14 protein-coding genes, 1 rRNA gene and 2 pseudogenes are annotated in these 19,223 nt (G+C 40.4%); 12 read left to right on the top strand and 5 right to left on the bottom strand.

Translation table 11 applies throughout. The annotated features are described in order from the left end of the window. A 16S ribosomal RNA gene (locus tag F8R90_RS21235) occupies positions 1-92 on the bottom strand; the annotation flags it as partial. 590 nt (positions 93-682) lie between these two features. Between F8R90_RS21235 and F8R90_RS21230 the strand changes: the two are divergent. From F8R90_RS21230 to F8R90_RS21225, 3 genes and pseudogenes are all read left to right on the top strand, one after another. Then, a pseudogene (locus tag F8R90_RS21230) lies at positions 683-973 on the top strand (transposase); the annotation flags it as partial. Positions 974-1,144: 171 nt separating this feature from the next. Next, positions 1,145-1,387 (top strand): hypothetical protein, encoded by a 243-nt coding sequence (locus F8R90_RS33020; RefSeq protein ID WP_230966584.1) that lies wholly within the window; start codon positions 1,145-1,147, stop codon positions 1,385-1,387. A gap of 10 nt (positions 1,388-1,397) precedes the next feature. Next, a complete protein-coding gene (locus tag F8R90_RS21225) occupies positions 1,398-2,930 on the top strand; it encodes a glycosyltransferase (protein WP_196512327.1) in 1,533 nt (510 codons plus the stop codon). A gap of 24 nt (positions 2,931-2,954) precedes the next feature. On the opposite strand, the gene F8R90_RS21220 is transcribed toward F8R90_RS21225, so the two are convergent. Beyond that, positions 2,955-4,055 (bottom strand): alpha/beta fold hydrolase, encoded by a 1,101-nt coding sequence (locus F8R90_RS21220; RefSeq protein WP_230966582.1) that lies wholly within the window; start codon positions 4,053-4,055, stop codon positions 2,955-2,957. A 164-nt stretch (positions 4,056-4,219) separates the two neighbouring features. On the opposite strand from F8R90_RS21220, the pseudogene F8R90_RS21215 reads away from it, so the two are divergent. The 3 genes and pseudogenes from F8R90_RS21215 to F8R90_RS21205 all read left to right on the top strand — a co-directional run. Next, positions 4,220-4,526 (top strand): annotated as a pseudogene (locus F8R90_RS21215) (ArsR/SmtB family transcription factor); the annotation flags it as partial. A gap of 421 nt (positions 4,527-4,947) precedes the next feature. After that, on the top strand, positions 4,948-6,501 hold the full coding sequence (locus F8R90_RS21210; RefSeq protein ID WP_196512330.1) for a DUF1565 domain-containing protein: 1,554 nt from the start codon (positions 4,948-4,950) through the stop codon (positions 6,499-6,501). A gap of 129 nt (positions 6,502-6,630) precedes the next feature. Then, positions 6,631-7,395: a hypothetical protein gene (locus F8R90_RS21205; RefSeq protein ID WP_196512325.1), complete on the top strand. Its 765-nt coding sequence runs from the start codon at positions 6,631-6,633 to the stop codon at positions 7,393-7,395. 17 nt (positions 7,396-7,412) lie between these two features. Here the strand turns inward: F8R90_RS21205 and F8R90_RS21200 are convergent, their stop codons facing one another. Continuing rightward, entirely contained in the window at positions 7,413-9,521 is a 2,109-nt protein-coding gene (locus tag F8R90_RS21200; RefSeq protein WP_196512324.1) for a tetratricopeptide repeat protein, read from the bottom strand. A 483-nt stretch (positions 9,522-10,004) separates the two neighbouring features. Between F8R90_RS21200 and F8R90_RS21195 the strand changes: the two genes are divergently transcribed. From F8R90_RS21195 to F8R90_RS21185, 3 genes are all read left to right on the top strand, one after another. Beyond that, a complete protein-coding gene (locus F8R90_RS21195) occupies positions 10,005-10,265 on the top strand; it encodes a hypothetical protein (RefSeq protein ID WP_190730476.1) in 261 nt (86 codons plus the stop codon). Between the two features lie 131 nt (positions 10,266-10,396). Next, the gene (locus tag F8R90_RS21190) at positions 10,397-10,789 is read left to right on the top strand and encodes a VanZ family protein (protein WP_196512323.1); all 393 of its coding nucleotides are present in this window, start codon (positions 10,397-10,399) and stop codon (positions 10,787-10,789) included. 210 nt (positions 10,790-10,999) lie between these two features. Then, the gene (locus F8R90_RS21185) at positions 11,000-11,659 is read left to right on the top strand and encodes a class I SAM-dependent methyltransferase (RefSeq protein ID WP_196512322.1); all 660 of its coding nucleotides are present in this window, start codon (positions 11,000-11,002) and stop codon (positions 11,657-11,659) included. A gap of 111 nt (positions 11,660-11,770) precedes the next feature. Here F8R90_RS21185 and F8R90_RS21180 read toward each other — a convergent pair whose 3' ends face one another. Beyond that, positions 11,771-13,561, bottom strand: a complete 1,791-nt coding sequence (locus F8R90_RS21180; protein WP_196512321.1) for a GmrSD restriction endonuclease domain-containing protein — start codon at positions 13,559-13,561, stop codon at positions 11,771-11,773. A gap of 108 nt (positions 13,562-13,669) precedes the next feature. Then, on the bottom strand, positions 13,670-14,629 hold the full coding sequence (locus F8R90_RS21175) for a 1-aminocyclopropane-1-carboxylate deaminase/D-cysteine desulfhydrase (RefSeq protein WP_196512320.1): 960 nt from the start codon (positions 14,627-14,629) through the stop codon (positions 13,670-13,672). A 220-nt stretch (positions 14,630-14,849) separates the two neighbouring features. On the opposite strand from F8R90_RS21175, the gene F8R90_RS21170 reads away from it, so the two are divergent. The 3 genes from F8R90_RS21170 to F8R90_RS21160 all read left to right on the top strand — a co-directional run bounded on the left by F8R90_RS21170 (position 14,850) and on the right by F8R90_RS21160 (position 19,053). Further along, positions 14,850-16,580: a diflavin flavoprotein gene (locus F8R90_RS21170; protein WP_196512319.1), complete on the top strand. Its 1,731-nt coding sequence runs from the start codon at positions 14,850-14,852 to the stop codon at positions 16,578-16,580. A 71-nt stretch (positions 16,581-16,651) separates the two neighbouring features. Continuing rightward, on the top strand, positions 16,652-17,173 hold the full coding sequence (locus F8R90_RS21165) for a phosphate-starvation-inducible PsiE family protein (protein ID WP_196512318.1): 522 nt from the start codon (positions 16,652-16,654) through the stop codon (positions 17,171-17,173). Positions 17,174-17,319: 146 nt separating this feature from the next. Further along, entirely contained in the window at positions 17,320-19,053 is a 1,734-nt protein-coding gene (locus F8R90_RS21160) for a diflavin flavoprotein (RefSeq protein WP_196512317.1), read from the top strand. Positions 19,054-19,223: the final 170 nt, after the last annotated feature.

Genomic DNA, 19,223 nt, shown 5'->3' with positions numbered 1-19,223 from the left:
GTCCGCCACTGTGTCCGAAGACACCGTTCGACTTGCATGTGTTAAGCATACCGCCAGCGTTCATCCTGAGCCAGGATCAAACTCTCCGTTTTGAAGTGTTTGCTTTATTAGCTCAATTAGCTGCTCTTTTTTAACTTCAGCTTAGTTATCTTTATTTTCTTGACGCAGACCACTTGCTGTATAGTGGCTTTCAAACTATAATATTTTCAAGGTTCGGTTCCCTGAATGCGTCGCGTTTTCGCTCTCCGCTTCAGGCACTTATTCAATATAGCGAACCCAACTCTTTGTGTCAACTATTTTTTCCAATATTATTTTGGACGGCTTTTCTGTCCCCTGAAACTCCCCATAGTGCCGGATTGTTGCCAATGTAGCATCTCCTGTGGCTTGTTGCTTTTAGGCTGGATAGTAAAGCTTCATTCTGAAGAAGCGGTCTAAGTTTGGGCAGAGGAGGAGTATCTTTGGCAAGCGCGACGCCAGCATAAAACGCATTTTTTAAAGCCCAACTGAAGTTTTCTAGGGACTTCCAGAGAATAAGATATACAGCCAATAATAATGATATGCAAGATAAATCTCTACACTCAAGAACAACGAATGAGGGGAGACGTAATATTACTATATATATATATATATATTTTCGCAGCTTTTGATCCCCTTTTTTCAGATTTTGTGAGAAATCCGCGATGAGGCGGTTGAAGAATTGTCCAAATTGGAAGTTGTTTGGGTAGATCAAGGCTATTCAGGAGAAAACTTTGCTCAAGCAGTCAAGCAAGTTTGTGGAGAACAGGTTCGAGTTGAGGTGATTCAAGTTGAGGTGATTCAAAGAAACTCAAAAACATTTGAGCGATTACCGAAACGATGGATCGTAGAACGCACATTCGGATGGCTCTATCGATTTCGGCGTTTGAGTAAGGATTCTGAGTTGTACACAGAGTTAAGTGAAGTCATGATTTATGGCTCATTGATTCGTCTGTGACACAATCATTCTTTTTTCTCGCTATCTTTGTACCAGTTCCTGATGATTTAGCCTAGCTTATTCCCTTAAGCCCTCGTTATTAAGTCGATTTAGGGTTTGCGATCGCACTTGGGTCATAATCGCTAAAACCATTTTACAGTAAGCATTTCACATTTGCTGATAAGTCTATTTATGTCATCCGGTATATATGCACGAGCCGCAGTAGCGATTAACTTAAACATTAGGAAAATACGCGAATTGGCTGGGTTTAAGTTAAAGGGAATCAATAAAAGCCCTTTGACTCACTTTTTGATGGTATTTATCTACAGCCTCACTGCCTGCGTTTTTCAGCCTTGGGAGTTTTTAACAACCTCACTAAGCTGTTATGCCGCCGTCTTTAGGCAAAAATCTTTAGTAGAAATCAACCTGTATTAGGAAGTGGGCGATGCACATTGGATTTCTCAACCCTCAAGGCAATTTTGATTCAGGCAATAGCCACATCACGAAACACCCAGATTTTGGGGGTCAGCTGATCTACGTTAAGCAAGTCGCCATAGCCATAGCTCAAATGGGTCATAAAGTTGATATTCTGACCCGTCAAATTATTGACCCTGAGTGGCCAGAGTTTGCTGAAACATTTGAGGCATATCCAGGAGTCGATAACGTCCGCATTATCCGCTTACCAGCTGGGCCAAAAGAATTTCTCCCTAAAGAGTTATTGTGGCCTCATCTGGTTGCTGATTGGGTACCCAACATCTTGAAATTTTATCAACAGCAAGGTGGCTTACCCGATGCTATGACTGCTCACTATGGCGATGGAGGACTGTGTGGCGCTCTAATTGAAGAGCAGACAGGCATACCTTTTACCTTTACTGCTCATTCTCTTGGTGCCCAAAAGATGGACAAACTGGAAGCCACCCCAGAAAATCTCACAGAAATAGACGAGCAATTTAATTTTAGATATCGTATCTTAGCCGAACGCCTGAGCATGAATCGCTCGGCCATTAATATCACTAGTACACGACAAGAACGCTTTGAACAGTATTCTCATCGAGTCTATCGTGGTGTAGTGGATGTAGACGACGACAATCGCTTTGCAGTAATTCCACCGGGAGCAGATTTCTCGATTTTCGGTGCAAAGGCACGTTCCGAAAATGAGGAAGCTACCAAAGAGTTGATTCAGGAGCGATTGGCACGGGACATTGCAGAAGCCCGTCGAGATTTGCCCATTATTGTAGCATCCAGTCGATTAGAGCTTAAAAAAAATATATCAGGGCTAGTACAAGCCTTCGCAATGAGTCCAACACTCCAGGAACGAGCTAACTTGATGCTAATTACAGGAGGGTTGGACGATCCTTTACGAGGGGAGGCTAGTGACGGCATAGCTGAAGAGGTATTAGCCCCCATTCGGGAGGTGGTCAAAGAAAAAGACTTGTGGGGCAAGATCAGTGCCTTTGGCTTGTCAGATCAGTCTCAAGAGTCACTGGCAGCAGCCTATCGGTTTATAGTTAAACGCCGCTCAGTATTTGCACTGACCGCACTCTACGAACCCTTTGGGCTTGCTCCCTTAGAAGCAGCAGTTGCAGGTTTGCCAGTCGTAGCAACCAAGAACGGTGGTCCTAGCGAGAGCTTCCGACAGGGAAATAAGGAATATGGCGTACTCGTTGACCCAGAAGATCCTGCTGATATTGCACGGGGTTTGGAACGGTTGCTATGTGATGCTCAGGAGTGGGAGTATTTTGCCCAAGCTGGTCAACAACGAGTTTTGAAGACGTACACTTGGGAATCTACTGCTGAAAACTATCTGACTTTGCTTGAGCAGGTTTTGTCTTCACCGGAAACCCGCCCTCGTGCTGAACTCCTTCCCATCCATCCCTACTTCCGTAATCCAGAATCGCAGACCGATGTTTTTTTGGAAGAATTGAGCGAACTCTACTTTGGAAGTAATCAAAAGGTGCTAAGTACATCTAGCCTTTAAATAAGCTTCAGGTAGTGATCCCAGCTATGAGCAGCCAGCGCAAAACGTGCTGACTGCTTCGGCAAATTGTTCGTTTTGTTCCATCAATACCATGTGTCCACCTGGTTTTAGGGTGACTCGTTCAGAATAAGGCAATTCTGCTTTCATGCGATCGCTCGCCACAGGTTTTGTTGCTATATCTGAAGCCCCACACATTACCAATACAGGAACGTTAATAGTTGCTAGTGTGTCTGTTTCGTCGAATTTCAACATTCCCAGTGTGCCACGAGCCAGAACACTAGGTGAACCCAATGCTGATAATAGACCTGCAAAACTTAGTTGACCGCGTGTTTCAGTACCCGTAAATCCAGATAGTTCGACGGTGATATACAGCGAACCATTGAAATACGAGAGCCAAGTCATCAACCAAAAAACCGGCCACAGCACGATAGTCAGGTACAACACAGGTTCGAGTAGCGGTTTCTGCAATTTTCGTACCAGATTGCTAAAGATGCAAGTTTTAACCGGATTGGTGTAAGTAGTATCCACAAGAATTAAGCCAGACACCCGACTCACTAATAGCTCTGGAAACAGGCGACAGAATGTCAGGTTAATCATCCCACCCATACTGTGTCCCAACAAGATAACAGGTTTATCCCCTGCTATGGCAATTACAGCTTCCAAGTCACGGGCATACTTTTCTATAGAGTGATCATTGTTTTTCGGTTTAGAGGATTTTCCTAACCCTGGTAGATCCCAAACAATTACTCGGAAGCGATCGCTTAGTTGTCGCTTGGCATAATACCATAGAGTACTGTTTGGTCCCCAACCGTGTGACAAGATAATTGGTTGACCATCTTCAGGTCCAAAAAACTCTACTTGCAACACGCTCCCATCCGGTCGTGGTAAGCGCTGCACAGTTTTGCTACGCATAAACTTGGGTTCTTGGTTTCCAGGACGGCGCAGCAGTGGCAAACTGATAAAACGGCCGCCAAAAGTCCACAGAATCATTACTAGTCCAGCTACTAAGTAGGACGTTCCTACAAGTTCTCCTTCGTACCACTCATAGAGAATGTAGATTCCCCCGCCAAGTACCCCAACAGTCAGCAGTTGAACCAGCCAAACAAGTAGAAAATTATGAGGCATGAATATCATGAGCCTAAACCTTGTGATACCTTGTTAACTGCTTTTAGCTTCATACCATAGTTAGAATCATCCAACTTTCACTCCCAAGAATGATTTATACAGTGTTGTAAGTGTGATAAAAATGCTGGGTTAGTTGATAAATACTGTAGAGTTGCAAAAATCACTATTTCAAGGTTTTATTCAGAGGCAAGTAGGTTACAGATTTTGACCTGTCTGAAGTCAGTCCCAATGAATGTGATGGAAATTGCCTAGGCTACTGGTTTAGGTCAGGCAAATCTATCTAAGCATTTGAAAGTGTTAACTGAGGCAGGGGTTTTATCTCGTCAGCCCAAAGGCACTAATGCTTATTACGAGATTGCCGATCCAATGATTTTTGAACTTTGTGAGTTAGCTTGCGATCGCATTAGTGAGCGCGTGCAACAGCAGACTGAAAGCCTGAAAGCCCTTCGGAGTAAAACAGCAGTTTTTTGAACAAAAATATTTACTACCCTCAATAGCGATCGCACTTTTGACAGGGTGTAATGAATTTGGAGGCTGATCGCATTCCAAATCTAACGCACGGTTTCTCGCAAAGCCTTTGAGAACTTGGATTTAGATAATTTATTAAGTATTAAAACTTCTCTTACTTGAAATTACTTGATAACTGTAAATTTTTTAACTCATCAAAACGTGAGATTAGAACTCGAAACTTGAGCTTTAGAACTTGGAACGCCAAGATGAGAACTCGGAATGTTGCATGAGAGTCTATAACTTGTGTGTACAGATTATCCGCTTTCAAGAAAAAGTAACGTGGATGTATTTTTTACACACAAGGATACTACTTTGAAAAAGTTTGCTACAAGTAGTGTTATTTATGATTGTCATAATTAAAACAACCGACTCTCAACTATCAATGGTGAACTCTACCCTCGTTGTCACACTCTATATCAACCCTATGACAGGGAATGATACCAATACTGGTTCACGGTTGAGTCCGTTTAAAAGTCTCACCCGTGCCTTAAAAGTAACCAAAATCCCCACAATAATTCATCTGGAGTCGGGGATTTACAGCGCTGCTAGTGGTGAGGTGTTCCCACTGGTTATCCCTGAAGGAGCGACAGTGGTGGGTAACGAAGGGAACAAAGGTTCAGGGATTGTAATTTCCGGCAGTGGTGAGTATCAAAGTCCCAGCTTTGGTATACAAAATATTACGCTTCTCTTACTAGATAATGCCAGTCTTTTAGGTGTAACTGTCACCAATCCCTCAACCAAAGGTACTGGTATCTGGATTGAAGCAGCTGCACCTACTTTAGCTAACAATACTTTGAGGGACTGTGGGCGGGAAGGCGTGTTTACCACCGGTACTGCCAAACCCGCAATTTTAGATAATATATTTGTGCAAAATTCTGCTAGTGGGTTACTGATAGCAGGTCATAGCCAGGGAGAAGTACTGAGGAATGTATTTGAAAGAAACCCTTTAGGTATAGTAATTAGTGACTTTGCCGCTCCTGCGATCGCAAATAACAAATTATCAGAAAATCGTACCGCGATCGCACTTTCTCGCAACGCCCAACCTGTGCTGCGCCAAAATCTCATTGTTAAAAATACCCAAGGTGGTTTATTAGTCAATGGTAATGCCATCCCTGACTTAGGTAATACCGAAGATCCCGGTGATAATATTTTTCGTGATAATAGTGAATTTGATTTACACAATGCTACTGCGCAAAAGCTGATTTCCGTAAGTAATCAATTAAATCCTACTCTAGTTAAGGGCTTGGTTGAATTGATCCCAGCCAATGGAGTAGCCGTTAGCACTACTTCCTCAGATACCCCGACAGAATCCCTATCTCAAAAACTCCCCTTGCCCTCCCCTCCCCGCCCCGCGTCTCTTCAGCTAGATGGACATTGGGCAAAACCATTTATTCAGGCATTAGTGAGCATGGATTTAACTCATGCTTTTGCCGATGGTAGCTACCAGCCAGATCAACCCATGACTCGCGCCCAGTATGCATCTTTGGTGGCGATCGCTTTTAACCCATTTCCCAAAATCTCAGCACCTGATTTTACTGATGTACCCAAGGATTTTTGGGCTTATAGCGCTATCCAAATCGCGGCTAGCGGTGGCTTTGTTGGCGGATTTAGCGATCGCACTTTTCGCCCCGATCAAAATGTCCAACGGCTACAGGTGATTGTCTCCCTAGTAAACGGACTGGGACTACCAGCTGTTGATAGCGATATTTTAGGAATATATGGCGATCGTCATACCATTCCCGACTATGCCCGAAAAGCTGTTGCCACTGCTACACAACAACAAATCATCGTCAATTACCCAGATCCTAAACTGCTTTCACCTTCACGTCCGGCAACACGCGCCGAAGTTGCAGCAATGGTTTATCAGGCATTAGTTGCCATTGGGCGAACATCTGCGATTAAATCAGTCTATGTAGGGTTGCATTCCAGAAGTTGACAAGTAGAATAGGAAACACTGCCTATTGGCTTGGTAACTCTTGGAAAAAAAACCATGTAGTTAAAAGCACGTTAGGCTAATATGCGATGGGTGACAATCTTAGACCTATTGCCTAAAGCTAATAGCCCCATGTTAACAACACTTTCAGATACTTCTGCCAACTTAGCGATCGCGTTATTAATTAACTATAGTTTTGATCTCAGTGGGTATAGTGCCAATGAGCTAGTTGAGCGTTGGCAAACGCAATACCCACTCAATTGGCTACACCTGGCAGTGATTGAGGCATTATATCAAGGTCGTTATAAAGCTGTTTCCGTACAGCAAATTTTAGTATTTTGGCAGCGCCGGGATCAGGCTACATATCATTTCAACATGGAATTTGAACGGATGATTTGTAGCAAATTTCCCCAAAGTTTAACCTCAGCGCCTGCTCCAACCCTACCGCTAATCAAGAAAAACCCTACTGTAGAGAAAGTCACCAGTCCTCAATTACCACCTGCTAAGATTCGCAACGGCTATCAAAAAAGCAATACTGCAACTCTACAACTGAAAAGTTACGAACATAAAACATCTTTAGGTGAAGAAGAAGGCAAAGAGGAAGCTAGGGAGAATAAAACTGTCCTGAGGTCTCCCCTTTCTGGAAAATTTGCTGCTTCGGCAACGCTTCAGTTATCGTCTGCTGTCAGCCAAAGGCAAACTTCACAAGAAAGTCCACCGCCCTCTCCACCACCAAATCATCATCAACGACAGCCAAAACTGCTCCCGCCTGCTGCTATTCATGCACCAATCGGGCAATTTACTCCAGAAACAAGCGATCGCTCTGAGTCTTTCACATCTAAACTCAAAGCGATGTCTGGCGAACAGAATCCGCCAATTGGGGGGAGTGGGGAGTAATTAATGTTTTTAGGTTTTTACTCTGCAACTAACTGCTTAAAGCGCTCATCATCGGCAATATCATCAAAATCTAGGTCAGTTGCTGCGTCTTCTTTATACCTGGGATTAAGTTCAATTGCTTGTTGTAGAGTTAGCAGAGATAGTTCAACTTGTCTTTGCAGTGCGTAACAGGCTGCTTTGTTGTAATAGGCACTGGCATAATCTGGCTTAATTTCTAAGGCTTTGTTAAAACTAGCGATCGCTTCATCATCGCGTCCCAATATTACCAAGGTATAACCGCGTTTATCCCAAATTTTGGGAGAATCGGGTTGGAATTCCAGCGCTTTATCAAAAGACGCTATTGCCTCTTCATATTGTTCTAATGTTACTAGAGAAAGACCGCGATTCAACCAAGCAACGGCATCATCAGGCTTGATTTGTGTAGCTTTATCAAATGATGCAAAAGCTTGCTGATGCTGTTGTAAGTTACCAAAAGCAACGCCGCGATCGCACCAAGCTTGATGATAATCTGGCTGAATCTGAATAGCTCTATCATAGGATGCGATCGCATCTTTGTAGCGTTTCAACCTTCCTAGAGTTAGACCACGTTTTAACCAAGCTACAGGTTCATCAGATTGAATTTTAACCGCTTGGTTGTAAGCTGCGATCGCATCCTCATAACGCCTTTGAGAAAACAGCCCATCTCCCTGTTGTACATAGTCATCAGCAGTTAATTCTGGTTGTTGTAGCTGTTCCTGTATTTCTTCCTCAACTTTAGAATCCACAACCTCTGGGATGGATGCAGGTGTCATTTCAACCTCAACTTTAGAATTTACTGCCTCTGGCATGGATGCAGATGTCATCTCAACCAGTTCTTGAAGGATGAGATCCTTTCTTTGTTGGGCATCCAATTGCAACTCAGAGAGTTGAGAGACAAACTCAGTTTCTAATTTTTCTAACTTCTCCAAAATGAGAATCTTTTGTTGTTGAGCATTCCATTGTAATTCTGAAAATTGTGAACTAAACTCAGAACCAGATTTCTCTAAATTTCCAATTATTAGCTCTTTGCACTTTTGAGCATCTACTTGTAATTCAGATAGTTTAGCAGCAAATTCTGACTGCAATGCTGCTAAACTCTCAACAATTTTATGTTTTTGTTCTTGGGCATCTACCTGTAATTCAGATAATTGAAATTTCAATTCTTTATCTAGTATTCCTAAATTTTCAAATATGATATCCTTTTGGTTTTGAGCATCTACCTGTAATTTCGATAATTGTTCGGCAAATTCTGAATGCAATTTTGTTAAGCTTTGAATAGCTATATATTTTTCATTTTGAGCATCAGACTGCCATACAGAAAGTTGAGATGTGAACTCAGACCTTGAAACTTCTAAATCAGCAACGGCTAGTTCTTGCTGTTCTTGCACACCTAACTTTAAATTAGACAGTTCGTCTGCCATGACAGATGCTAATTTTCCTAGATTTTCCAGTGCTATATCTCTTTGTTGTTGAGCATCAAACTCTAACTTAGATAGCCCAGAAGCAAATTTTGACTCTAAAGTTTGTATATTTTCTTGAGATTTTTTCAGTTCAGTTTCTAATCTACTTAAAACCTGTGCTTTAGCTAAATCTAGTTCAGATGTAAGATTAGATAAATTTTCTTGACCGTTGTAAATTTTTTGTTGTAAAGCAGCCGTTTCCTGCTCTAATTCAGAATTTATTCTTTTAGCCTCTTGAAGAGTATTTTCAGCCTCTTGCTTAACAGTGGTTAGCTGATTTTGTAATTTTTCTATTCCCTGTAGTTGTTGCATTGCTCTCTCAACAATTTCACGGATTATTACCCGTCGTAATAGCCAAAGTAAAGCAATGACTGCCACTGGAAATAGACTTAATATAACTAGCCAGATATTGATTAGAATAGTTGTACGGCTAAAAGCCCTCTTTAAATCAGATTGAACTTGCTTTTCGGCTCGTAGTCGCGCTAATTCTTCCCGTTCCTGATTCAATAAGACTGGAGCAGGAGTTAGTACTGGGGAAGTTAATGGTGCAGATTGTCCACTGGCAATACCAGTGCATAGCATTAAGGGTAAAAATACAATAGTGCTTTTTACAATTAAAGCGAAAACAGCTTGATTTTTGCTCTTCATAACAACCATCTCAGTCTGTTGGTCAGTATTTGAAGCGGCGTGCTTCTCTCCAATCTATAACAGAATTAAGTAGTTAAATGTTGTAGAGACAGTGGGAAATGGTGAACAATCCTTAACTCATCCGTTCCCTCATCCGCTACTGTACGTAAAAGTTCCGGGTGGAGTGCGGTCAAGTTTTTAACAATTTTTTGTGAAGTACTATTATAACATTACTAAGTTGTAGCTACTGCCAAAGACGGCAAAAACCAAGCAGCACAAATAAGATTTATCAACTTGTGGAATACAAATTGCAAGAGCATCGATGCTTTCTTAGACTATCCACCGAACTAGGTTCGGACTTTGTTCCTACAGATGCTATGACGCTGAAACTGGAATTTACACCTGTACGCGAAGTGCCAAGTGTAGGTACTTCGCACTAACATTAGATTATCTATGGTAAGCAGATTACTTGTCGTAAAACTAATTTAACAAAGGCGGTAGAAAATGGGTCGCATAAATCCTTATACACTGCAATTGCAGATTACCCGAATGTTTGAGCAAGGGCAATCATTTTTTGCCACAACCAAGGTACAGGAATGGTTGAAAGAACGCAAACACAATCCAGAAGATTATGAGATTATTTTCCATAAAAAACCCGCGCCTCCTGGTTCAAAAGAAGTGATGGTAGTGGAAATTGAATTACGCCGCAAAGATGGACAACCTGTAGACCCTTGGTTGCAAGAACAAGCAAATCTCCATGCCTGATTTTTAGAACTAGCAATTTTCAATTTAAATTCATATTGTCTTAAGAGAATTTACCAAAATATAGCGTTCCCAATTGCGGAACGCTCTTTGTTATCTTTGTATTGCTCATAAATACTTTTAAATGTATCAAAATGAAATCTAATCAGCGCTGGGTTTTTGCATTTTGGGTTTACTTTGGTATTTTGATATCCATCTCTATGTCAGCCTACCTAAGAATTATCCCCACTGAAATATCACAAATCCCGTATTCCGATACAATTTTGCATTTCTTATTGTTAGGAATTGCTGCTTACTTGGGCCATCTGGCATTAAACAAACGTAAGATTCAAATATTGAATATTTATCTGCCTCTAGCACCATTAATTGTGATATTTTTTTGTATAGTTGATGAGATAATTCAACTATTTACACCCTATCGTAGCTTCGATTTAGTTGACTTAGGTGCTGACCTGTGCGGTATTGTCTTATTTACCTGGTTGGCAGAAAGACAAAACTTGAACAAATCTGAAAAAACTCAACCTTGAAAAGACTATACTGATAAATTCTATTTCTGTGTCTGTCCTTTTGCTCTTACTGTGGTAGCTTGCGGTAAGTTGCTATGTGTGTATGTTAATCAATATCACCCAATCAGGTGAGTCAAATGGGTGAGGTACAAGAAACGCAAATTATCGTACCTTAAGGCTATAAATGGTTGCTTGACACACCAATTTATAGCCTCAAAATTTAGGAAGTGGATGATGACCGTAAACCAAATTATTGGAGATTCACAAAATCAAATTTTTGCCAACTTTGGGAAACGTTTTTTCGCCTGGATGATGGCTCAAAGTAGCAGCACGTACGATAAATTTGTACGTGAGCGCAAACTTTCTCTTTTTGCTAATCTCCAAGGGAAGGTCTTAGAAATCGGCCCAGGAACAGGCCCTAACTTACCCTACTACCCTAAAGATATCTACTGGATAGGAATTGAGCCAAACCCACACATGCATTCCTATCTCCGAAAACAAGCTGAAAAACTGGGCTTAAGTATCGACCTTAGAATTGGTAATGCTGAATGGTTAGATGCTGAAGATAACAGCATAGATACTGTTGTTAGTACCTTAGTTTTGTGTTCAGTGCCAAATATAGATTATACTTTACAAGCAATTTTAAGAGTACTTAAACCAGGTGGACGCTTCTTATTTATTGAACACGTTGCTGCACCCCAAGGAAGTTTATTACGACAGATGCAAAGCAAAATGAGTCCGATTTGGAAAGTGATAGGTGATGGTTGTCATCCAGATAGAGAAACTTGGAAATCTTTAGAGAATGCTGGTTTTGCTAGTGTGAATTATGAGCGATTTGATGCACAATTGCCGATTATTAGTCCTCATATTATCGGCGTAGCAACAAAGTAAAATAAGTTTTTGGAGTTGCTGAATAAAAGTATGAATATCTCACATATAAGAGCGAGTCCGTGGGGTGAATACATGTTTTTATTTAGCAATGCTTTTTTCTTAGACAATCGCTTATTTAGTAATAATATTATCTGTGCGATCGCCCATATCAAAAACATTAAATTCAATCCCGTCTAACTTCAGCCTCAAAGCCTCTAATAAGAGGTTTATCCTTTCTTCAATAAAAATTGTCAGGGCGTTTTCAGGAAGTGCATCGGCTCTTGACCATTCAAGAATAATTATAGGGATAAGATGAGAGTGTAGCACTTCTTCTAAATCAGGATCGTCATATTCTTTGAGATAATCTAATGGATTTTTATCGCTAATTTTCAAATTAGTTATTTGAGACAGGTAGGCAATATTCATCAAGCTGTCACATTCTATTTGACTAGCAATGCCACTCTGCTTAATAAAGTTAACTGGAAATATATGGTGTAAGTTAGGCTTATCTGTTAGTAAATAATAAACATTAGACAAAACATCTCTATGAGGTTTTGCCCAATCTTGCGGCTTGTGGTTTGCATAAAGTGATAGTATTGCTCTGGATAAGCGACCTCTATAACTGTAGAAAGATTTTCTTATCGAATTTTTATCAATATCAAATTTATTGAATGAGTAAGTATTATTAGCTTTTTGTTGATTAACAAAGTATATATGTTCCCAGAGGTGAGTAGTGTTTGTTAGTAAATCTGCATGATGAAAACTATAATACCAAAAATATTTATTTAAAAAACTATAATCTGGTTTATCATTCCGATAAAAGTATGCTGTAATAGTTAGGTATAAATATCGGTAAGGGATTAATCTTCCACCTTTAATATGCAAAATATTATCAAAGAAATCAAAAGTTTTAGCAACGGCTATTTTAAAATTAGACCATACAGCTTCAATATGTTCTGTTTTTAGCTTATTAAGATACATATCAGTAATATTTTGTATCCCAGCTTCGGGAAATTCAAGTTTTACTACTACAGCTAGCATCTGGAGCAATGTCCAATTATCAATATTGGCGTATTGACTACTAAAAATACTTTTTTTAAATTGATCAAATAATTCACGAAGATAGAACCCAGAGATATTATTTGTCTGATTTTCAGAACGGAAGGTCTTAGCAACCACAATATCAAAGATATCCAAAGGTTTGCCAGCTTGATTAATACGCTCAAAAATTTGGCATACTTCCGCAACTTCAATACCTCTCAACTCAATGAAAGAAATTTTATAACTATATAAGACTTCTCTAATCCTTCTCAATTGTTGCATATAGGGATTTTCAAAGTCACCGTATCCATTTTTATGAAGATTTCTTTCTATTTCCCCAGGATTTTTAATAATATCTATTAAACTGACAATTAGTTTATCTTGATAACGGTTTTTTCTCCCAGTATTTGCTGTAAGCTTGCCATCTCTATCATCGATTTCGTCCCAAAACAAAAACCTTTTTGCATAGCTTGTGTCATCAGTCGCATCAGTAAGTTTAATAGTCAAGTCTATATATAGTGTTGGATCAAAGTTTTCGTTATTAGCAATTTTACCCTTACTCCCATGTATTGATGTTAGTAGAGAAGTTGTTCTTTGTTGTCCATCTAAAATGTATTGGTATTCATTCGAGTGAAAATTATCAGCAAACTTTATACCACCTATTTCTCTATGACTTTCTAGCTTGGTATTAGTTTTCCAAATTAAAATACTTCCTAAAGGGTAAAACTTATAGATACTATCCCAAAGCTTTTTAACATTCTCTTTCTCCCAGACAACATCTCTTTGAAAGGTTGGAATTTGATATTTATTTGATAGAAGATTTTCCAAATAGAGAGCAATACTCTGATCATCCGCCTTAATGCGTTCAGTAGATGTAAACATTGAATTAACCTTATCTAAGTTTTAGTAAATATCAAGATTGACGTTTGAATTTCACTGATTCTAGTAAAATTCCATACAAAGCTAACTGATATTTAATTAAGTGGCAACTCAGATTTTAGAAACTCTCTGCAATCTTTCTTCCATGCCAACATTGCCCTGCAAGCCTCCTGTGTGTACCAGCAGCAACGAATCGCCTCTACGAAAAAATCCCTGCTTTAGTAAATCCATCACTCCGTAAAACATTTTGGCGGTATATACGTAATCGAGGGGTACGCTATGTTCCTGTGTGAACTGTTGGCTGAAAATTAGTAACTCATCGTTCACCTTTGCATAGCCACCAAAGTGGTAATCACATAGCAATTCCCAGGAAGCAGGAGAACTATATAGTGTGGGTAAATCAGAGGCGAGGTAATTTGTCAATAAATTTTCGATTTCTTGGGCGAGAAATGCGCCATTTTTTAGAACGGGAAAAGCGATCGCTCTTTGTCCTTGATGCAACGAAAGCGCAATACCTGCCAGTGTGGTGACTGTACCACAGGCTACGCATATATGATCAAATGCGTAGGCGTAGCCAGCCGTAGGCATCGCATCAGCAATTATCTCTGTGCAGCCGCGCACACCATTTAAATTACTCCCACCTTCGGGAATGATAAAAACCTCACCAAAACGTTGTCGCAGATATTCTTCTAACGCTGGTGTGTTGCGCTGTCGATACATCTCGCGGTTCAGATACACAAGCTGCATACCCTGTTGTACAGCAAAACTCAGCGTAGGGTTTAATGGTAGCCTCTCCTCGCTACGAATTACACCAATGGTGCGAAAACCGAAAAGATTACCAGCCGCCGCAGTTGCATAGATGTGATTGGAATAAGCGCCGCCAAAGGTTAGGAGCGTTGTGAAATTTTTCTCTTTAGCCTCCAAAAGATTGTATTTCAGCTTGAACCACTTGTTGCCGTTAACCCACGGGTGCATGAGATCGAGACGCAACACATACAAATCAACACCAGCGTGGCGGGCAATTTCGCTGTTGATTTGTTGTAGAGGAGGAGCAATAAAGGTTAACGACATCTGTCAAGATTATAACTTAGAATTTGCATTTTCTCACGTTCATTATTGAACATAAAAGTAATGATAAACATTGAGTAATTCAATGGTAAATCAAGCTAAATGATAAATAAATCTTTCTAATGATTAGCTTTAGAAATTAGCATTTTACTAATTGAGTGTTTCAGGTAAATATAAAAAACATAACACTCGCTCCAGATAATATTCTTTTTGGAGAAAAGAAATGGTTGCACTCACACAGCTTACTCAAGTTATTTCCAATCCAGGACGTTTGACGATTGAAACTGTTGAAATTGCTCTTCAAACGACAGCTATCCGTTGTCTCGACTGGGATAGAGAACGTTTTGATATCGAGTTTGGTTTACGGAATGGTACAACCTATAATTCTTTCTTAATTCAAGGAGAAAAAGTTGCCTTAGTTGACACATCCCACCGCAAGTTTGAGGACTTATATCTTGAGGTAGTGGCGGGATTAATTGATCCAGCTAAAATAGATTACTTAATTATCAGCCACACGGAACCAGACCACAGTGGATTAGTAAAAAATATTTTGCAATTAGCTCCCTCAATTACTGTTGTGGGTGCAAAGGTGGCTATTCAATTTTTAGAAAATATGGTTCACCAGCCTTTTAAATCAATGCAGGTGAAAAGTGGAGAGCGATTAGATTTAGGCAACGGACACGAATTAGAATTTATCTCTGCACCTAATTTACACTGGCCTGACACAATATTGACTTATGATCACAAAACTTACACTCTTTACACTTGCGATGTGTTTGGGATGCACTACTGCGATGACCACACCTATGATGAAAATATTACTTTAATAGAGGAAGATTTTCACTATTACTATGATTGTCTCATGGGCCCAAATGCCCGATCTGTCTTGGCAGCTTTAAAGCGGATTGAAAAGTTAGATATAAAAACAGTTGCTACGGGACATGGCCCTTTATTACAACACTATATCTCCGAATGGCTCGGACGCTATCAAAACTGGAGTTTAGAAGAAGCAAAAACAGAGACATTAGTGGCTCTATTTTATGTTGAAGATTACGGGTATAGCGAGCATTTAGTCCGTTCCATAGCACATGGATGCGCGAAAACAGGCGTGGCAGTAGAATTAGTAGACCTCAATAGTGCGGAGCCTCAAGAAGTTCGAGAATTAGTTGCACAAGCTTCTGGTTTAGTAATTGCAATGCCACCGCAATCTTCGGTGATGATTCAAGCTGCTTTAAGTACAATTTTAGCTGCTGTTCATAAGAAGCAGGCGATTGGTTTATTAGAGTCGGGAGGTGGAGAAGATGAACCTGTTTATCCTTTACGTAATAAGTTTCAAGAACTAGGATTAACTGAAGCTTTTCCTCCTATCTTAGTTAAAGAAATTCCTACCCAAGCAACGGAACAGCTTTGTGATGAAGCGGGGACAGATATGGGTCAATGGTTGACCCGCGATCGCACCATAAAACAAATCAAATCTATCAATACCGAGCTAGAAAAAGCTTTAGGGCGGATTAGCACAGGATTGTATATTATCACCGCCAAAAAAGGAGAAGTTCAGAGCGCAATGTTTGCTTCTTGGGTGACACAAGCGAGTCTTGAACCTTTAGGAGTAGCGATCGCAGTATCCAAAGATCGGGCAATTGAATCCTTGATGCACGTTGGCGATCGCTTTGTTTTAAATGTTTTAGAAGAAGGCAAATATCAAGGATTAATGAAACATTTCCTCAAGCGTTTTGCTCCTGGTGCGGATAGATTTGCGGGAGTGAAAACATATCCAGCTAAAAATGAATCGCCCGTTTTAGCTGAAGCTTTAGCTTACATGGAATGTGAAATTACTAGCCGCATGGATTGTGGAGATCATTGGGTAATTTATAGCACAGTCCAAACTGGAAGAGTTGGCAATCTACATGCACTTACTGCCGCTCATCACCGCAAAATTGGCAATCATTACTAATTGGCCATTAGTCATTCTCGTTGTCTCCTCACAGACGCGATGAATCGCGTCTCTACAACTCCCAAAAAACTATGTATAAATCTGTTGAAAACACCCCGATTACGATGTACGAAATCAATCGTGGGCGCGTTGTGCGAACCTTGGAATTTATCCAAGATGTGATTGTAATTTCTTTGTGTATCGGTTTATTTAGCTTCATGGTGCTTCAGGTGAGAGATATGTTTCTCTCTTTACTTCCACCTCTAGATTTTCATGCTGTTACTGCCGATATTCTCTTTTTACTTATCTTAGTTGAGCTATTCCGACTGCTGATTATTTACCTACAGGAACATCGAGTATCTATTGGGGTAGCTGTTGAAGTTTCCATCGTTTCCGCCTTGCGAGAAGTCATTGTTAAAGGTGTTTTAGAAACAAGTTGGAGTCAAGTTTTAGCAACTTGTGCCTTTTTATTAGTGCTGGGGGTACTATTGTTCCTCCGAGTTTGGCTACCCCCTACCTTTGAAGGTATCGATCCCGAACAAGAAGTATCTAAACGCTATAGAAGCCGAGCCAAGTCTGAATTAATACAAAACAATGGCCAACATAATTCCTAATTTATAATTCGTAATGCGTAATTGAAGGATACAAACACACAATATTCCTCAATGAAGATATAAAGGTGCGTAGCATTATTATTTCAAATTACGAATTACGAATTACGAATTATTTAGTCAATGCCCTATCCTTAACAGAGGTTATTATGTCTGCTGCCACATTAACGCCCAACCATAGCAGAGATGTACAAGTTGTTGAAATTGGTAAAAATACTCTGATTCTACGATCGCGGACTTGGGACAGATTAAAATTTGAGGTGGAGTATTCTCGCCAACGGGGAACTACAGCGAATTCTTATCTGATTCAAGCTGATAAAAAAGCTTTAATTGACCCTCCTGGCGAATCTTTTACCGAAATTTACCTTCAGCAACTTGCACAACATTTAGACTTCACCACTCTAGATTACATTGTTCTCGGTCATGTCAACCCCAACCGCAGCGCAACTCTGCAAGTATTGCTCTCTCAAGTTCCTCAAGCCACTATAATTTGTTCTCGCCCCGCCGCTAATGCTCTTAAAACTGCCTTTCCCGAATGGGAATCACGCATCCAAGCGGTGCGGGGGGATACTTTAGATTTAGGACAAGGACATCATCTATCATTTATCACCGTACCAACTCCCCGGTGGGCAGATGGACTTTGTACTTATGATTCCGCCACAAAAATTCTCTACACAGATAAACTTTTCGGCGCTCATATTTGCGAAGATACCTTGTTTGATGAAGATTGGAAGGGATTAGATGCGGAACGTCGTTACTATTTTGAATGTCTCCATGCTCCCCAAGCCAAACAAGTTGAAGTAGCCTTAGATAAATTGTCAGCTTTGGGAGCCAGATGTTATGCCCCAGCACACGGCCCGGTTGTCCGTTACAGCCTCAGCCGTTTTACTTATGATTACCGTCAATGGTGCCAAGGACAAAAATCTCAAGAGTTGAGCGTTGCCTTGCTTTATGCTTCTGCTTATGGAAATACAGCAATTATGGCGAATGCGATCGCTCAAGGTTTGATCCAAAATGGAATTAATGTAGAATCGATTAACTGCGAACTTGCCGATTCTGCGGAGATTAACCGCATTGTAGAAACTTGCGATGGTTTGATTATCGGTTCACCCACTTTAGGCGGCCATGCACCTACTCAAATTCAAACTGCTTTAGGAATAGTTCTCTCAGTCGCGGCTAAAACTAAGTTAGCAGGGGTGTTTGGTTCCTACGGTTGGAGTGGCGAAGCAATAGATTTAATCGAAAGCAAGCTCAAAGATGCAAATTATCAACTAGGGTTTGAAACACTTCGGGTGCGTTTCAGTCCTACTCCTGAGATTCTTCAGCAGTGTCAAGAAGCAGGTGCTTTCTTTGCCCAAAACTTGAAGAAAACTAAAAAACTCCGTACTTCCCGCCAGATTGTGACAGAAACCCATGTAGATCGTACTGAACAAGCGGTGGGGCGGATCATTGGTTCTCTGTGTGTTGTGACAACTCGTGATGAAGAAACTCACAAAGGGGTTTTAACTTCTTGGGTATCGCAGGCAACTTTTAACCCGCCAGGAATTATGATTGCGATCGCTAACGAGCAAAATGCAGAGTTAATGCATCATCCTGGTGATAAATTTGTGTTGAATATCCTTAAAGAAGGAAGAAATGTGCGACGGTATTTTTCTCGTCACAGCACTTTAGGCGATAATCCTTTTGCAAATCTTGACACAAAAACTGCTCTTAATGGTTGTTTGATTTTGAATGAGGCATTAGCCTATTTAGAATGTACGGTGCAAAATCAGCTTGAATGTGGTGATCGATGGTTAATTTATGCTGTCATCGATCACGGTGAAGTGTTGGAAAATGATGGTGTCACTGCTTTGGAGCATCGTAAATCTGGCAGCTATTATTAATCTGACTTTTTACGGTATCTGGAAAACCTCTCTTTAAATCTCTCTCCTAAGAGGCTACGGTGTACACACAAGTGCTTTTGTTCAGAACACAAGTGCTTTCGTTCAGAACACAAGTGCTTTCGTTCAGAACACAAGTGCTTTCGTTCAGAACACAAGTGCTTTCGTTCAGA

The organism is Nostoc sp. NZL, assembly GCF_015714705.1.
In the GTDB taxonomy this organism is placed as follows: Bacteria; Cyanobacteriota; Cyanobacteriia; order Cyanobacteriales; family Nostocaceae; genus Nostoc; species Nostoc foliaceum_A.
This window is presented reverse-complemented; position numbering and strand designations above follow the sequence as displayed.

Coding starts and splice junctions, on each gene's coding strand:
- F8R90_RS21210 (WP_196512330.1), top strand. CDS start 4,948: ATGGTGAACTCTACCCTCGTTGTCACACTCTATATCAACCCTATGACA.
- F8R90_RS33020 (WP_230966584.1), top strand. CDS start 1,145: ATGTCATCCGGTATATATGCACGAGCCGCAGTAGCGATTAACTTAAAC.
- F8R90_RS21205 (WP_196512325.1), top strand. CDS start 6,631: ATGTTAACAACACTTTCAGATACTTCTGCCAACTTAGCGATCGCGTTA.
- F8R90_RS21225 (WP_196512327.1), top strand. CDS start 1,398: ATGCACATTGGATTTCTCAACCCTCAAGGCAATTTTGATTCAGGCAAT.
- F8R90_RS21165 (WP_196512318.1), top strand. CDS start 16,652: ATGTATAAATCTGTTGAAAACACCCCGATTACGATGTACGAAATCAAT.
- F8R90_RS21220 (WP_230966582.1), bottom strand. CDS start 4,055: ATGCCTCATAATTTTCTACTTGTTTGGCTGGTTCAACTGCTGACTGTT.
- F8R90_RS21195 (WP_190730476.1), top strand. CDS start 10,005: ATGGGTCGCATAAATCCTTATACACTGCAATTGCAGATTACCCGAATG.
- F8R90_RS21160 (WP_196512317.1), top strand. CDS start 17,320: ATGTCTGCTGCCACATTAACGCCCAACCATAGCAGAGATGTACAAGTT.
- F8R90_RS21200 (WP_196512324.1), bottom strand. CDS start 9,521: ATGAAGAGCAAAAATCAAGCTGTTTTCGCTTTAATTGTAAAAAGCACT.
- F8R90_RS21190 (WP_196512323.1), top strand. CDS start 10,397: ATGAAATCTAATCAGCGCTGGGTTTTTGCATTTTGGGTTTACTTTGGT.
- F8R90_RS21180 (WP_196512321.1), bottom strand. CDS start 13,561: ATGTTTACATCTACTGAACGCATTAAGGCGGATGATCAGAGTATTGCT.
- F8R90_RS21185 (WP_196512322.1), top strand. CDS start 11,000: ATGATGACCGTAAACCAAATTATTGGAGATTCACAAAATCAAATTTTT.
- F8R90_RS21170 (WP_196512319.1), top strand. CDS start 14,850: ATGGTTGCACTCACACAGCTTACTCAAGTTATTTCCAATCCAGGACGT.
- F8R90_RS21175 (WP_196512320.1), bottom strand. CDS start 14,629: ATGTCGTTAACCTTTATTGCTCCTCCTCTACAACAAATCAACAGCGAA.